The organism is Planococcus sp. MB-3u-03 (genome assembly GCF_002833405.1).
GTDB lineage: Bacteria > Bacillota > Bacilli > Bacillales_A > Planococcaceae > Planococcus.
On the sequence record NZ_CP025135.1, the window covers coordinates 3,195,872 to 3,210,311 of the forward strand.

Annotated in this window: 15 protein-coding genes; 2 read left to right on the forward strand and 13 right to left on the reverse strand. The window is 50.7% G+C overall.

What is annotated here, in order from left to right:
* Positions 1 to 115: 115 nt before the first annotated feature.
* On the reverse strand, positions 116 to 1,372 hold the full coding sequence (locus tag CW734_RS17215) for a Y-family DNA polymerase (protein WP_101191965.1): 1,257 nt from the start codon (positions 1,370 to 1,372) through the stop codon (positions 116 to 118).
* Between the two features lie 172 nt (positions 1,373 to 1,544).
* On the opposite strand from CW734_RS17215, the gene CW734_RS17220 reads away from it, so the two are divergent.
* Complete coding sequence (locus tag CW734_RS17220; RefSeq protein ID WP_101191966.1) at positions 1,545 to 2,294, forward strand: SDR family NAD(P)-dependent oxidoreductase; 750 nt, start codon at positions 1,545 to 1,547, stop codon at positions 2,292 to 2,294.
* A 41-nt stretch (positions 2,295 to 2,335) separates the two neighbouring features.
* On the opposite strand, the gene CW734_RS17225 is transcribed toward CW734_RS17220, so the two are convergent.
* The 9 genes from CW734_RS17225 to CW734_RS17265 all read right to left on the reverse strand — a co-directional run bounded on the left by CW734_RS17225 (position 2,336) and on the right by CW734_RS17265 (position 10,501).
* Entirely contained in the window at positions 2,336 to 3,226 is an 891-nt protein-coding gene (locus tag CW734_RS17225; RefSeq protein ID WP_101191967.1) for a fumarylacetoacetate hydrolase family protein, read from the reverse strand.
* A gap of 350 nt (positions 3,227 to 3,576) precedes the next feature.
* Complete coding sequence (locus CW734_RS17230) at positions 3,577 to 3,864, reverse strand: hypothetical protein (protein WP_101191968.1); 288 nt, start codon at positions 3,862 to 3,864, stop codon at positions 3,577 to 3,579.
* Between the two features lie 12 nt (positions 3,865 to 3,876).
* A complete protein-coding gene (locus CW734_RS17235; protein WP_101191969.1) occupies positions 3,877 to 4,557 on the reverse strand; it encodes a FusB/FusC family EF-G-binding protein in 681 nt (226 codons plus the stop codon).
* Between the two features lie 131 nt (positions 4,558 to 4,688).
* Positions 4,689 to 6,212, reverse strand: a complete 1,524-nt coding sequence (locus CW734_RS17240; RefSeq protein WP_232787122.1) for a tripartite tricarboxylate transporter permease — start codon at positions 6,210 to 6,212, stop codon at positions 4,689 to 4,691.
* Between the two features lie 27 nt (positions 6,213 to 6,239).
* Positions 6,240 to 6,722, reverse strand: coding sequence for a tripartite tricarboxylate transporter TctB family protein (locus tag CW734_RS17245; RefSeq protein ID WP_101191970.1), 483 nt, complete (start codon positions 6,720 to 6,722; stop codon positions 6,240 to 6,242).
* 93 nt (positions 6,723 to 6,815) lie between these two features.
* Entirely contained in the window at positions 6,816 to 7,787 is a 972-nt protein-coding gene (locus tag CW734_RS17250; RefSeq protein WP_157824188.1) for a Bug family tripartite tricarboxylate transporter substrate binding protein, read from the reverse strand.
* 16 nt (positions 7,788 to 7,803) lie between these two features.
* Positions 7,804 to 8,337, reverse strand: a complete 534-nt coding sequence (locus CW734_RS17255) for a chromate transporter (RefSeq protein ID WP_101191972.1) — start codon at positions 8,335 to 8,337, stop codon at positions 7,804 to 7,806.
* On the reverse strand, positions 8,334 to 8,864 hold the full coding sequence (locus CW734_RS17260) for a chromate transporter (protein WP_101192248.1): 531 nt from the start codon (positions 8,862 to 8,864) through the stop codon (positions 8,334 to 8,336). The genes CW734_RS17255 and CW734_RS17260 overlap by 4 nt, the downstream gene beginning before the upstream one ends.
* A gap of 32 nt (positions 8,865 to 8,896) precedes the next feature.
* Positions 8,897 to 10,501 carry a gamma-glutamyltransferase family protein gene (locus CW734_RS17265; protein ID WP_101191973.1) on the reverse strand — a complete coding sequence of 535 codons (1,605 nt, stop codon included), beginning with the start codon at positions 10,499 to 10,501 and terminating at the stop codon, positions 8,897 to 8,899.
* Positions 10,502 to 10,660: 159 nt separating this feature from the next.
* On the opposite strand from CW734_RS17265, the gene CW734_RS17270 reads away from it, so the two are divergent.
* A complete protein-coding gene (locus CW734_RS17270; protein WP_101191974.1) occupies positions 10,661 to 11,590 on the forward strand; it encodes a LysR family transcriptional regulator in 930 nt (309 codons plus the stop codon).
* 57 nt (positions 11,591 to 11,647) lie between these two features.
* Here the strand turns inward: CW734_RS17270 and CW734_RS17275 are convergent, their stop codons facing one another.
* From CW734_RS17275 to CW734_RS17285, 3 genes are read right to left on the reverse strand one after another with little or no spacing between them, the layout of a single operon-like run.
* Entirely contained in the window at positions 11,648 to 12,550 is a 903-nt protein-coding gene (locus tag CW734_RS17275) for a hydroxymethylglutaryl-CoA lyase (protein WP_232787123.1), read from the reverse strand.
* Positions 12,547 to 13,170 carry a flavin reductase family protein gene (locus tag CW734_RS17280; RefSeq protein WP_374703190.1) on the reverse strand — a complete coding sequence of 208 codons (624 nt, stop codon included), beginning with the start codon at positions 13,168 to 13,170 and terminating at the stop codon, positions 12,547 to 12,549. Before CW734_RS17280 ends, CW734_RS17275 begins: the two co-directional genes overlap by 4 nt.
* Position 13,171: 1 nt before the next feature.
* Positions 13,172 to 14,428 carry an MFS transporter gene (locus CW734_RS17285; RefSeq protein ID WP_101191975.1) on the reverse strand — a complete coding sequence of 419 codons (1,257 nt, stop codon included), beginning with the start codon at positions 14,426 to 14,428 and terminating at the stop codon, positions 13,172 to 13,174.
* Between the last annotated feature and the right edge of the window lie 12 nt (positions 14,429 to 14,440).

Consider the following 14,440-nt stretch of genomic DNA (forward strand, 5'->3'; position numbering starts at 1 on the left):
TTGTTTCTCCACTCCTATAAATCGTAATTATTACTATTTACACTATATACTCTTCCCCGGAAAGCGCAAGAATTTTTCCTGCAGCGAAAAAGGCAGCGCCGAAGCTGCCATTTCCTTATTTTTTGTGGCCGCCGATCAGCTTCGTGCGGTCAATCGCCGTGCCGGCGTCTGTACCGGAAACGCCACGGTAAATCGCGGTCGGCCCGTGCTTGCGCTTGATCGCATCCATCGCTGCGCCAAGGCGCCGCCTTTGCCATTTATCCGCTTCGAACAAGCTCAGCTGCATCGAAGTTTCGTCTTCCAGATTGGTGATGGACAGCGAGATTTGACGGACGGGCTGGCCGGTGTAGAATTCCCGGAACAGTTCTTTGCACACAGCGTAGATTTTCAAGGTGTCGTTGGTTGCTTCGTCGATCGAACGCGAGCGTGAGAAGCCTCCGCCGAATGAAGTTTTGCTGTAGCTCATGCCGAGATGGATCGTGCGCCCTGCCATGCGCGCTTCCCGTGTGCGCATCGCGACATCTTCACACATTTCCAGCACAATCGTCAGGATGTCTTCACGCGTTTCATAATCGCGGTAAAGAATTTGGCCTTTCCCGAAACTTTTCTGGCCTTCGATGAGCAGCGATCCAAGTTCCGAGTAATCGATGCCGCGCGCGTGCTGGTGCAGTTGATGGCCCATGATGCCGAAGCGGTCCTCTAGCCGTTTGACGTCCGCCCGCGCCAAGTCGCCGACTGTGAATATGCCCATATTATTGAGGTTGCGCTCCATTCGGCTGCCGATGCCCCACATTTTGCTGAGCGGTGAAACCGGCCATAATTTTCTCGGCACGTCTTTCATCGTCCAATGCGCGAGCCCTCTTTTCTTGCCTTCTAAGTCGAGTGCCAGCTTGGCCAGCAGCATATTCGGCCCGATGCCGACTGCAGACGGCAAGCCGAACTGGCGCATGATCGAATCCTGCATGTCGATGGCTGCTTTTTCCGGAGTTCCATACACATGAATGATGCCCGTCAAATCGATGAAACTCTCATCCACACTGTAGACATGGATGTCTTCTTTCGGGACATACTGGGCGAACAGGTCGGTAATGGCCATCGAAATCTCCAAGTAAAACTGCATCCTCGGCTCAATGAGCAGGATATCCGGATGATCCGGAATTTCAAATAGCCGTGTGCCGGTTTTGACACCGAAGCGTTTTTTCATTTCCGGCGAGGCTGCGAGCACGACGCTGCCTTTTCGCTCCTGGTTCCCGACGATGGCGATGCACGCTTCCATCGGATCAAGGCCGCGCTCGACTGCTGAACAGCTGGCGTAAAAGCTGCGCATGTCGATACAGGCGATATAGCGGGGCTTTCCTGTTTGTTTTCCCATGACGCCACTCCCATATAGAACGTTTGTTCTTATTTTAATGGAAAAGATAGAAAGCGGCAAGAGGCAAAAGAGAGGAATTCCCAAAAATACAGAATGTTTTGAACTAATTTGGGATAATCAGTAAACTTAAAGAGCAAAGATGGAAAGAACAATTCGAGGGAGGAATGCCATAATGGCAAGATTGGAAGGGAAAGTGGCCGTCATTACCGGAGGCGCTGGCGTAATCGGTAAAGTGACGGCGAAACGGTTTTTGGAGGAAGGGGCAAAAGTCGTGCTCGTCGATATTTCTGAACAGACCCTCCAAGAAACGAAGCAAGAACTTGGCGGCGAAGTGGAAATTGTCCAAGCTGATGTCTCCAAAGAAGCAGATGTCAAAAACTATGTCGACAAAGCGATCGAAGCGTTCGGCAAGATCGACGTGTTCTTCAACAATGCAGGGATCGAAGGAAAAGTCGCTCCGCTCACCGAGCAGACAGTGGAAGATTTCGATCAAGTCATCGCCATCAATGTGCGCGGCGTCTTTCTCGGCATGAAACATGTGCTGCCGGTCATGTACAAGCAAGGCTCCGGGAGCGTCATTAATATGTCATCGGTGTCGGGCCTTAGCGGTTCGCCGAACGTCAGCCCGTATATCACATCAAAGCACGCGGTCGTCGGTTTGACGAAAGCCGCAGCTTACGAAAGTGCGCGCCATCAAGTCCGCGTCAATTCGGTCCACCCGTCGCCCGTCAATTCATGCATGATGCGTTCGCTCGAGGAAGGACTCGGTACGACCGAAAAAACTTTGTCGAAAACGATTCCGCTCGGCCGCTACGCCGAATCCGAGGATATCTCCAATCTAGTGCTGTTCCTCGCTTCCGATGAAAGTACGTTCATCTCAGGCGCCCAGTACCGCGTGGATGGCGGCATGGCCGCATTATAGAAAAAGACGGACACCCACCATTCGGGATGTCCGTCTTTTATTTATTCACGGCCTGGCAATTTCAAATCTTCGACCGGGTTGTGCAAAGTCTGAAATCCATCGATGCGGCATTCGACCACATCGCCATCGCGGATGACGACTGCCCCCGGCGTTCCAGTTGAGATGATGTCTCCAGGCAATAGCGTCATCACTTCCGAATGAAACGCTATGAGATCCCGCGGCCGGAACGTCATATTTGAGACGCTGTTTTTCCGGTGGACTTCGCCGTTCTTGACGGTCGCCACCGTCAGTTCAAGCACAGCCTCCACTTCGTCAGGCGTCACGAGTTCCGGACCGAAACTGAAGAAGGTGTCAAAGCTCTTCGCGCGCGTCAAATAGCGCGGATTTTTCTCGAGAATGTCTTCAGCGGTCATATCGATAATCGTCGTAAAACCCGCCACCACATCGAATGCATCTTCTCTTGAAACGTTCTTACATTCGGTTCCGATAATGATGCCGAGCTCCGCTTCCGCCGTCACCCGGTTAGACTGCTTCGGCAGCTCGATCGCCTCTCCCGGCCCGATAACCATCGTATCGGGTTTCATGAAACTCGCCGGTTCGGTGTCTGGCGATACTTCCTTCAAATCGGCCGCATGTTCGGCGTAATTCAGCCCGATGCCCCAGATTTTTCGCGGATGGCGGTATAAAGGCGCATAATCCGCTTCGGAAAACGCCATGAGCGATGCTTCAAGCGCCCCTTCAGGCATGCGTTCGAATTCCTCCCTCAGCCACCTCTTCAAGAGCTCGAGTTCTCCTGTTTCGATCAGCGTGAACAAATCGGTCGGCCAGTTTTCTGCGGTATGTTCGTTGAGTTTGCGCAATGGCAAAAAGCCGTCCTTCATGACCAGCGCCGCTTCTTCTGTGCCGTTCCACTGGATTGTCGCGAGGCGCATCACACCTCCCCCTTTCCTTTCCTTTCCCTTTATTTCGGTTTCTTCCGGCCGAAACCCTGCCGAAAGACAGAAAAACAGGCCTTCCTTCTAAAGGAAAGCCTGTTAGCAGAATGTTGAACAACTCCGTAATACACTATAATTCAAAAGATTTTAGCCTCTTCGACTTCTAAAAATCAATGACATAGCAAAGTATTTGGTGAAGCGTTCGCTCGACTCCAGTGGTAAAGCGAGACGACCGAGACCCCGCAAGACGCGAAGCGGCTGAGGAGGCTTGGGCGCGAGCCCACGGAAAGCGAGCGATAAGCTTCGGAAAATACGACTTTCTTGAGTTTCTCAAAAGCCTGCTGGTTTCAATCGTTTACTTTTAATCCATCGATATATTGTTTCGCTTCGAGGAGCGAATAGCCGAATGCGACACGCGCCGCTTTCACGGCCCGGATTTCCTGCCCTTCAGCAATCAAGCGCCGCAGCTCACCATTGATTGCCGGTTCTTCCAATGTGACTTCCGCTTCCAATTGTTCAATGCGTTTTGACATATGCTTCATGCGCACCTCCAATGCCTGGATTTGCTGGCTCAGCAGTAAATACACCGCGCCAACAGCCCCTAATGACAATCCGATTAGCCATACCCAATCCATGCCATTCTCCATTTAACGTTCCAGCCGATCCAGGAATTTCTCGAGGCGGTCGACGGTCGTCAGTCGGGCGTTGCATGCCGCTTCATCTGCACAGATGTACTGGCCGTGCTTGACGTAGCTGTCGATGTTCGCGCCTTTGGTCTTGGCCATGAATAAGCCGACCGAACTGTGTTTATGGCAAATCATGCAGATGCCCTGCTTGCGGCTCGCACCGAATTGGCCGCTCACCGTTTGCAGGCGGCCGTTCCGTTCGGCGACCAAAAAGCGGTTGGTGTTTTCCTGCCAGGACAAATACGATAAGGCGTGAAAATCCATTGCCGCAAGATTCGGCCCTTTCAGCCTTTTTGCTTTTGGAAACAAACGCTTCAAATTGTCGAGGTTGACGGTTGGAAAGGGAATCAAGTAAGGGCGCAGCCCCGACAGAAACTCTTCCGCAGCGTTAGTGTCTTTGACGGCCGTCAGCGGACGCAATACATTCTTCTGTTCTTCCGTTAACGCTGGGAACATGGCGAATACTTTCTCATGGCTTAAATGGCGCAGCACGCTCAACACTTCAGCATCGTTCGCTGTCGCATGTGCCGTCACAAGCGCCAAGGCCTGCTCTTTAATGAAATTATATTGATGGTTGCGGATAAACGCTTCGGGCTGGCCTGAAACATTCGTCCGATCCGTCGATTCTTTGATGATAGCCATCGTTCTCCATCTCCTTTTCAGGTTCTGGTTATCTTCTCTTACATCATACTGCATCTAAAAGGCTGTTTCCATTATAGCCCATTTGAAAAGCCAGTGACCCGGATATTGTAACGGGTCACTAGCCTTTGCAATTAACTGATATTCTTTTTTAAGCGATAGTTGGTGCGGTAGTTCTGCCATGCTGTGAATACGATAGACAGAACTGCGAGAATAAGGAATGTTAAGGAAATGGGACGAGTCAGAAACAGTGTCCATTCCGGATCGGCCATTACTGCCCGTCGTAGATTGACTTCCGCAATTGGCCCGAGAATAACCCCGATAATTGCAGGAGCCAGAGAAAAATTATACTTGGTGAAAAGATAACCGATGAATCCCATGACGATTAAAATATAGAGATCCGTAAAACGGTTATTAAGAACAAACGTCCCGATGACACACAATACCAAGATAACAGGGACCAAAACCTGGACCGGCACCTGCGTCACTTTCATGAAATAACGCATACCCAGAAACTGAGTAATTAGCATCCAGAAAGAAGCGACAAGAAAAGCAAAGAAAATTCCCCCGACGATGTTCGGCTCGTTGACGATCAGTAAGGGTCCGGGCGTGATACCATGGACCATTAATGCAGAAAGCAAAACAGCTGTGACGGCTGAACCGGGTATGCCGAGAGCTACCGTCGGAATCAAATCTCCTCCTACAGTGGAGTTGTTTCCAGCTTCGGAGGCGATGACCCCCTCTTCACAACCCGTCCCGAACTTCTCTGGATTTTTTGACCATTTCTTTGCTTGGTCATAGGCTACAATATTGGCGATACTCCCCCCGGCGCCTGGAATCGCACCGATGATCGCACCGATTGCTGAGGAACCGAGAAGCGTCCCTGGCCTTTTCAGTACAGTCAGCATCGTATGGATCGGACGTAGAACAAATTGAACATCTTTTAATTTTTCTTCAGCGCGCTTAGCGTCGTCTTTGTCTAATTCTTTGCGCTCAAGTGAGACAAGAAGGCGCGAAATCGCAAACATCCCAATCAAAACAACAAGGAAGGGGATGCCTGCCCGCAAAGTTTGTAAATCGAAGGAGAAGCGTGAAATGCCGGAAATAGGATCCGCCCCAACTGTTGCGATTAAAATACCGAATAAACCAGCAATCAAGCCTTTGATAATTGAATCACCCGTAACGCTTGCGATAATCGTCAAGGAAACGACGATGAGCGAGAACATTTCCCACGGCCCCATCATCAACGCAAATCTAGAGATTTGAGGTGCAATCGAGACGAGAAGAATGAAACTGATGATTGAGCTTAGAAATGATGCCCATATGCCGATTGATAGCGCCTTACCCGGTTCTCCATTTTGCGCCATCGGATATGCATCGAACGTGGTAGCGATAGACGAAGGCGTCCCTGGGATCCCAAGTAGCGCTGCTGTGATCAAACCGCCGGACATGCCGCCGACAAAGACACCGATCATCGCTGCGACACCAGACACAGGGTCCATTCCGAATGTCAGCGGAAGCGTCAGGACAATCGCCATAGCGACTGTAAAGCCCGGGATCAAACCTGCTAGAATCCCAACGACTACTCCTACCAAAATGATCAATAAAATGCGCCATTGAAATATTTCAGCAATTCCTAGAATAAATAAGTCCATCATTGAGAAGGTCCTCCTTTCTGTGTTGGTTTAAAAGAAAATTCCGGAAGGGAAACGGACATTCAGGAAGTTTTCAAAGAAAAAATAAGTCCCAAGTGTTATGGCTACAGAAACGATAGTAATGACCATAATATCTTTTTTGGCACGAGAGCCGACCAGTAAACCCGTAAAGATAATGAACACAATCGTAGAGACGACAAACCCGATAAATTGCATCAGGAAAATGTAAATAAAGAAAACCAGTAGCGTAAGAATCACCAGTTTGTATTCATTATAAAAATCGCGCGCTCTTTCACCTGCTCCTTGCCGCTCCCCAGTCGATTTGGACTTCATAAGAACCAGCCCTTGCTTGATGATCAGCATCAGCGATAACAAGATCAAAAGACCAGCAATCAACTTTGGAAAGGAGCCGGCATCAAGATGGACTTCGTTGAGCGCCGGAAAATCGTTTGATTGTAAATAAATTACAGCGCCGAGCGCAATCAATGTTACACCTATCAATATCTCACCCATGATGTTGTTCCTCACCTTCTTATTGGATGCACGAAGCCCGGGAGTCTTGATGGACCCCCAGGCTTCCGCTTCAACATCCGTTTAGTCCACTTTCTATTCGAGGTCTTGGACGATTTCGCTAATGATTGCGTCTTGTTCCTCTAGATGGGTGCGGTATTCTTCCGGCCCCATGAAATCGACTTCGGTTCCTACGTTCTGTACAGCTTCGATATAAGCAGGATCATTTGAAGCCTCTTCAAATGCGGCCGCCAATTTTTCAACGATTGCCGGATCTGTTCCTTCCGGTGCCACATAACCGCGGTTGATGCTCATCGTCACATCATAGCCACTTTCCACGAATGTCGGGACGTCAGGCAATCGCTCGATGCGTTCCGATGTACCGATAGCCAGGAACTTCATGTGCCCGGCTTCAACGAATTCATTCGCAGAAGAATAATCAACGATCGCCGCATCGATATGGCCGCCTGCGAGTGCTTGAATCGCTTCACTCAAACCTTCGTAGCCGACGAGGTTGTAATTAATTTCCAGCGCACGGCCAAGTTGCTCTACCCATACGCGCGGGATGCCGGCAACCGTTCCGCCGAAGCGCACTTCATTTTCTTTGCCGTATTCCACGAATTCCTCCAAGGAGTCGATCCCAAGGTCATTCGATACCGCTAAAATCTGGTCAGAGGCGGACATTGAAGCGATCGGTTCAAAGCTGTCATAGTTGATTGGCGTAATATCCGTATGGTGGGCAACCAAGAGCCCTTCATGGACTTGCCCGATGCTATAGCCGTCCGCTTCCCGTTCAGTCAATTCCTCCAAGCCGACGGTACCGCCGACGCCAGGTGAATTGATGACAACGAAGGATTGGTCAAAATGCGTCCCGCCATGTTCAGCGACAAGGCGCCCTTCGATATCGCTTCCTCCACCCGGAGCCCAAGGAATGATCATTTCCACTTCACGCTCGGGGTAATTTTCGACTGCTGCCCCGCTATCTTCTTCACCGCAAGCTACAAGTCCGAATGCAGCTGCTGAAACTCCTGTCGCCAACGCCATTTTTTTCCATGCATTTCGTCTCATATACATTTCTCCTTTTTTAAGAAATTCCTGTCAGCGCCCCATACAACAGCGCCAGTCCGATTACCAAGGCGGGATGCAGTTTCCATTTCTCAAGCATCAAGTAACTGACGACGATGAGCACTGCCGTCTGGATGCCGCCAAGTGCAGCTTCGGATGTGAGAATGAAGTCGAGCGTCATCACACCAATTAGTACGGCGATGACCGGCTTGACGACCTTCGATATATTTTTCACTTCACGTGAATCTTTGTATTTGAAAAGAACTGCCATCAGCGCAATCATCAAGATTAACGACGGGGCCACGGCACCGAACAGGCCGACGATTGCGCCGAGGGCCCCCCCCTCAGCATAGCCGATGTAACCGGCCATTTTCGTTGCAATCGGCCCGGGCAAGGAATTGCCGAGCGCCAGCACTTCACTGAATTCCTGCGTATCCATCCAGCCATACCGGTCGACGACTTCCTTTTCAACGAGCGGGATCGATGCCGGCCCGCCGCCATAACCGATGATGCCTGGAATGAAAAACGCCAGGAATATCTGCCAGTAAATCATTTTCTGCTCACCGTCCTTTTAATGAATGGCACGAGAACCAGAAGAATCAAGGCGGCAATCAGGAAAGCCGGATGCAGCCCAAGCACTTCAAGAAGAACAATCGATACAACGATCAACAGGATTGCCCGGCTCCATCCCAGCGCTTTTTCGGATTGCTGGACGAAATTCCAGGTCAGGACGCCAAGCATAACGGCCACAACCGGAACGACCGCATTTGACATATTCGCTACCCATGGCACATCTTTATAATTTTGCAGGATGCCAAGAAGCAGGATCATCAAGATGACGGTAGGGATGACGGAGGCGGCAAGGGCGATCAAACAGCCGCGCAGCCCTGCCACACGATAACCGATATAACCGGCGAGTTTGGTCGCAATCGGCCCAGGCATTGTGTTGGCGAGGGCAATCGTATCGCCGTAATCTTCATCCGTCATCCAGCCGTAGCGTTCCACCACGTCACGCTGCATAATCGGAATGACCGCCGGACCGCCGCCGAACCCGAGCATGCCTGCGCGAAAGAACGCCATCGTCAGGTCGAGCGATTTGACGCCTTGTTCTTTTACCAAACAGCAATCGCCCCGTCTGTCCGGGATTCGGTGCCTCCTGCAAGCACGCCAGTTTCGGGATTGCGCCAAATGATCTGGCCGCGCCCGAAGCTTCCTGAATCAGCCATCACTTCCACTTGATGCCCTCTTTGCTGCAATTGCTGCGCCAGGTAATTCGGGAATTCCGCTTCCACGGTCACTTTCTTGCCGCCCATCCATTGCCAGCGCGGCATATCGAGTGCCGCTTGCGGATTGAGGAGGTAATCGAGCGTATTCACCACTACTTGGAAATGGCCTTGTGGCTGCATATAGCCGCCCATGACGCCGAATGGCCCGACCGCTTCTCCCGCCTTCGTCAAAAAACCGGGGATGATCGTATGGAAGGTGCGCTTGCCGGGTTTCAAGGCATTCGGATGGTTTTCATCAAGTGAGAAATCCGCCCCGCGGTTCTGCAGGCCGATGCCTGTGCCCGGGATGACGATGCCCGATCCGAAGCCCATGTAATTGCTTTGGATGTACGAAATCATATTGCCTTCTTCGTCGGCGGCGGCGAGATAGACCGTACCGCCTCTTGGAAGCTCGTACGCGACAGGGTCGATGGCTTCAGCGCCGATTTCCTTCGCGCGGCTCGCGGCATAATCGTCGGATAATAAATGTTCAGCCGTCACCGGCATATCCGTTTGTTCGGTGATGAATGCCTGGCCGTCTGTATACGCCAGTTTCATCGATTCGATTTGCTGGTGCAGCGTGTTAGCGCTTTGCCACGCCGGCTCGTCCTGCTGCTTGAAAATATTGAGCGCCATTTGCGCGACCATGCCCTGGCCGTTCGGCGGGATCTCCCATACTTCATGCCCTTTATAACTCGTCGAGATCGGCTTGACCCATTCCGCTTTGTATGTAGCTAGGTCTTGTTTTTTCAGGAAACCGCCGTGTTCAGTCATGAAGCTGTCGATTTTCTCTGCCAGCTCGCCTTCGTAAAAGGCTTTCGCATCGCTGTCGCCGATTTTACGGAGCGTGTCGGCATGGCCAGGTGATTTCCACATTTCGCCGATTTCCGGCGCACGGCCGTCCGGTGCGAAAGTGTCGAACCAGGCTTCGAATTCTTTATCGGTAAAAGTCTTCTTGAAATTATCGTATGCCTTTTTCCAGAACTTCCCGAGGATCGGCGTCAGCGGATAGCCTTCTTCCGCGTAGCGGATCGCAGGTTCCAATGTTTCCGCAAGCGATAATTTGCCAAAGCGTTTCGACAGCTCCGCCCATGCCGCCGGGACGCCAGGGACCGTAATTGGCACCAATCCGTGTGTCGGCATCTTGTCGTGCCCTTTCGCCTTCACCGCTTCAATCGTGAGTTCCTGAGGGGATGGCCCGGAAGCATTCAGGCCGTGCAGCTCGCCTTTTACCCAAACCAGGGCGAAGGCATCTCCCCCGATGCCATTTGATGTCGGTTCCACAACCGTTAAGGTCGCAGCGGTCGCAATTGCAGCGTCAATGGCGTTGCCGCCTTTTTTCAAGATCTCAAGCCCAGTCTGTGCAGCAAGCGGCTGCGATGTCGCCACCATACCTTTTTTGCCGAAGACTGTATGGCGTTTCCCTGAGAAGGGATGATTCGTATAATCCATGTCATTTCCTCCTATATAATACTTTCATCCGGTTGAATAAGTTATCACCTTCCGAATAAAGATGTCATTTTTGTATTATTCAAATTTTACAAAAATATCTTTGATAAGTAAAATTAAATATATTTAATGGTATGATTAAAAACTCATTGAGGTGAAATTATGGATCATAAACTTGAAATCTTCGTGACCACAGCAGAGCAGAAAAGTTTCACGCGCGCAGCCGAGCTGCTTCACATGACGCCTTCCGCCATTTCTTTGAGCATCAAGGCACTCGAGAAAAAGCTCGGCGTTCGGCTGTTCGACCGCAATAATAAATACGTCCAATTAACGGAAGCCGGGCAAGTGAGTTACGGACAGGCTAAAGAGATCCTTCTAAAATACGACCAATTGAAAATCGCCCTGTTAGAACTCGAACCGTCCGCGGCCATGCCATTGTCGATCGGGGCGGCCTATACGTTCGGCGAATACTTTCTGCCAAGCATCATCTATGCATTCAACAAACGCCACCCGAACATCACGCCAACCATTACAATCCACAACTCCAAAGCCATCATCGAGCAAACCCATAAGCAGGAACTCGATATCGGCTTTATCGTCGAAGGCGACATCGGCAATCCGGATATCGACATCGAATTGTTTACGGAAGAAGAAATGGTCATCGTCGCACGCCCCAACCATCCGATTATCCGCAACTCACAAGTCGACCGCCGCTTGCTTGAAGCGGAAACTTGGATTATCCGCGAACCCGGCTCCGGCACGCGCGATGTGACCGATAAGCTGTTCGCCCAGCTTGGCATTGCACCGAAGAAAGTGATGAGCTTCGGCAGCTCCCAGACGATCAAGGAATCGGTCGCACTCGGCCTTGGCATCTCCTACCTATCCGAATCCACCGTCAGAAGCGAGACGAATAGCGGAACCATTGGCGCGATCAGCCTGACCGATTTCCCGAACAAGAGCCGTTTTCATTACATCACCCACCGCTCGAGCTTCCATACACAGGCTGCCCAACTGTTTTTGGACTTTCTTGACTCCTATGTCATGGATGAAAAAGTCTCGGTGCATACGAAGAAGCGTTTGGCAGACAAATAACGCTTCCGTTTTCCACAATGAAAAATGGCAAGAGGCTGCATGCCTCTTGCCATTTTCTTATGCAATATGCGTTTTATCGGCTTGTCCCGATTTCATGACTTGCCCCGGGAGCGTTCTGCCGAGCAATTTCTCCATATCGAGTGCTGCATCAAGCAATTGCGGCAGTTTGCCCTCAACCGGCACGTCCATGAACTCGAACATGTGAACGACGTCTTCTAACGAGACATTGCCACTCGCACCAGGAGCAAACGGGCAGCCCCCGATGCCGCCCAAAGCTGCATCGAAATGGCGCATCCCCGACTGGTATGCCGCATAGATATTCGCCAAGCCCATCCCCCTTGTGTTATGGAGATGCAGCCCGAAATAATGTTGCGGATATTGTTTCTTAATCGTCGAGATAAATTCCGTCATCTGTACCGGATTCGCCATGCCGGTTGTATCGGCAATGGTGAATCGGCTGAGGCCGGCCGCTGTCAAAGTTTCGATATTGCCAAGGATTTTGTCGACTTCATACAACCCCTCGAACGGGCATCCAAATGCTGTGGCTAGACTCACCGTAATCTTTGAAGAATCCATTAGCTTCTGGATGTCTTTAACCCCTTCGATCGATTCACCGACCGTTTTCCTGACATTTTTCTGGTTGTGCGTCTCGCTGATGGACAGCACGTAATTCACTTCATCCACGCCTGCTTCCAGTGCCAGCTCAGCACCTTTGACATTGGGGACGAGTGCAATCACTTCCACGTTTTCGCGTTTGATTCCCCTGATCACTTCACGTGCATCGCGCATTTGCGGAACGGCTTTCGGTGAAACAAACGAAGTCGCTTCGATGCGCGGAATCCCTGCTGCGATAATTTGGTTAATGACTCGGATTTTATCTTCGGTATCGATCCAGTCCTTTTCCATTTGAAATCCATCTCTGCCCGTGACATCGGTCATGATCACTCTTTCGTCCATCATTTGATCCCTTCTTCCACTTTTACTCTGGGCAAAGTGAACAAATTATCGACTTCACAATAATTTCCTGCCAGCCTGCCCAGCGGCTTGAGCTTTTCAAGGTCTACTTTATAATTGCCAAGATAATATTCATCCTGGATATGGTATTGAACGACTCTTCCCAAAATCAGATGATCGCTGCCAAGTTCGATGATTTGATCCAGCTCCAACTCAAAAGAAATCGGTGCTTCACCTACTCGCGGCGCTTGCACATTAATGCTCTCAACCGGTGTTAGCCCTGCAGCTTCAAACTCATCCACTTCAACAGGCAAATTACCCGAGCTGATGTGCATCTCGTCGCCAAGTGGAGAATTCACGATATTGATGACGAATTGCTTGGTGCTTCGGATATTCGATAAGGTATCCTTGGTCGTTCCTTCCCTGTCGCCGACACCGGGACCGACTGAAATGCATAATGTAGCCGGGTTTCGCGAGGCAACTGTAAAAAAGCTGAAAGGCGCTAAATTGCGGTTGCCGTCTTCATCTATAGTAGAGACCCAAGCGATTGGCCGGGGCACGATCGACCCTGTCATCAATTTATACGCTTGTTTTGTGTCGATGCTGCGCAAATCAATATTCATCATTTTACACTCCCTTGTGAGACTCGCTTTCTTTATATGCTAATCGTTTCGCCCATAAAAGCAGGACAATAACGAAAAGTAAAACGAAAGATAGAAAGAACCAGCCATAATTGAAATTCCCTGAAAGATCGACGATATAGCCGAATAGCGGAGGGCCGATGATTACGCCCCAAGAGCCGACCATCAAAGTGAAGCCGCTTGCGATTCCGGCTTGCTTGAAAGGCACAAGTTCGGTAGCCGCATTCATCCAGATACCATTGAATCCTGAAATACAAAAGCCGAAAACGGCGACCACTGAAGCAATAGCCCAGAACGAAATCCCTGCAGGAAGCCGCGTGACAATCAAGGCGATACCGATTGAGAGTGCCGCAATATAAACAAGCACAATCAAACGCTGTCCTTTAAAAATAGTATCGCTGATAATCCCCCAGGCCACTCTGCCGAAGGAACCGCTGACTTCTGAAATGACCAGCAGCATGCCGGCCAGCAAAAGGCTGAGCCCTAGCTGTTCATAAGCAAATAAGACGATATACGTATTCAAGATCAATTGGCTCCCGCTCAAGCCCATAGCGGCAATACTGAGAAGAACGAGCGGTTTATGGCGGAACATTGCCCCAATCGATTCCTTTAAATAGGACCAGCTGATTTTCCTTTCTGGCTCATGAGGCTCCGCTGAGGGCGGATCCCGGTAAAAGCGGTAAGCAAGCACGCCTGTCACCATCAATAAACCGCATGCTGCCAGTAATGCCAGGCGCCAACCCCAAACCGCTGCCAGCGGCAATAACAAAAGGGCCGAAAGAGCCGACCCCAATGTAACACCCATTTGCTTGATGCCCATTGCCGTTCCGCGCTTTTGTTGGAACCAGTGCAAAATCCCTTTATTGGATGTGGGATGCATTGTGCCATAGCCCACTCCACCGATGGCCACCATCAACAGCACGAAAAAGTAATTACTGCTGATAGCCATTAGCATAAAAGCGCCGCCAAGGCCGAACGATAAATACAGCAATAAGCGTTTGGAACCGATGCGGTCGACGACAAATCCTGCGGGGATGGAGGCAATGGACTGGCCGAGGAACAGAGCAGCCGGCAGCATGCCGATCTGGGCCTTGGTCAGAGACAAATCTTCTCCGATCAATACCCCAAGCGGCGCCAGGCTCCGGCCGATGAATGCGACCATTACCTGGGCGACAAGCAGCCAGCCGAGCATATGCCAGGGATTGATTGATTTGAATGGTTTCACAAGTGTTGAATTGTCCATTTGATCGCCACA

Coding starts and splice junctions, on each gene's coding strand:
- CW734_RS17280 (WP_374703190.1), bottom strand. CDS start 13,170: ATGATGAATATTGATTTGCGCAGCATCGACACAAAACAAGCGTATAAA.
- CW734_RS17275 (WP_232787123.1), bottom strand. CDS start 12,550: ATGATGGACGAAAGAGTGATCATGACCGATGTCACGGGCAGAGATGGA.
- CW734_RS17245 (WP_101191970.1), bottom strand. CDS start 6,722: ATGGGTGAGATATTGATAGGTGTAACATTGATTGCGCTCGGCGCTGTA.
- CW734_RS17260 (WP_101192248.1), bottom strand. CDS start 8,864: ATGGCGTTCTTTCGCGCAGGCATGCTCGGGTTCGGCGGCGGTCCGGCG.
- CW734_RS17240 (WP_232787122.1), bottom strand. CDS start 6,212: ATGATGGACTTATTTATTCTAGGAATTGCTGAAATATTTCAATGGCGC.
- CW734_RS17230 (WP_101191968.1), bottom strand. CDS start 3,864: ATGGATTGGGTATGGCTAATCGGATTGTCATTAGGGGCTGTTGGCGCG.
- CW734_RS17265 (WP_101191973.1), bottom strand. CDS start 10,501: ATGGATTATACGAATCATCCCTTCTCAGGGAAACGCCATACAGTCTTC.
- CW734_RS17225 (WP_101191967.1), bottom strand. CDS start 3,226: ATGCGCCTCGCGACAATCCAGTGGAACGGCACAGAAGAAGCGGCGCTG.
- CW734_RS17255 (WP_101191972.1), bottom strand. CDS start 8,337: ATGATTTACTGGCAGATATTCCTGGCGTTTTTCATTCCAGGCATCATC.
- CW734_RS17270 (WP_101191974.1), top strand. CDS start 10,661: ATGGATCATAAACTTGAAATCTTCGTGACCACAGCAGAGCAGAAAAGT.
- CW734_RS17220 (WP_101191966.1), top strand. CDS start 1,545: ATGGCAAGATTGGAAGGGAAAGTGGCCGTCATTACCGGAGGCGCTGGC.
- CW734_RS17235 (WP_101191969.1), bottom strand. CDS start 4,557: ATGGCTATCATCAAAGAATCGACGGATCGGACGAATGTTTCAGGCCAG.
- CW734_RS17285 (WP_101191975.1), bottom strand. CDS start 14,428: ATGGACAATTCAACACTTGTGAAACCATTCAAATCAATCAATCCCTGG.
- CW734_RS17250 (WP_157824188.1), bottom strand. CDS start 7,787: ATGAGACGAAATGCATGGAAAAAAATGGCGTTGGCGACAGGAGTTTCA.
- CW734_RS17215 (WP_101191965.1), bottom strand. CDS start 1,372: ATGGGAAAACAAACAGGAAAGCCCCGCTATATCGCCTGTATCGACATG.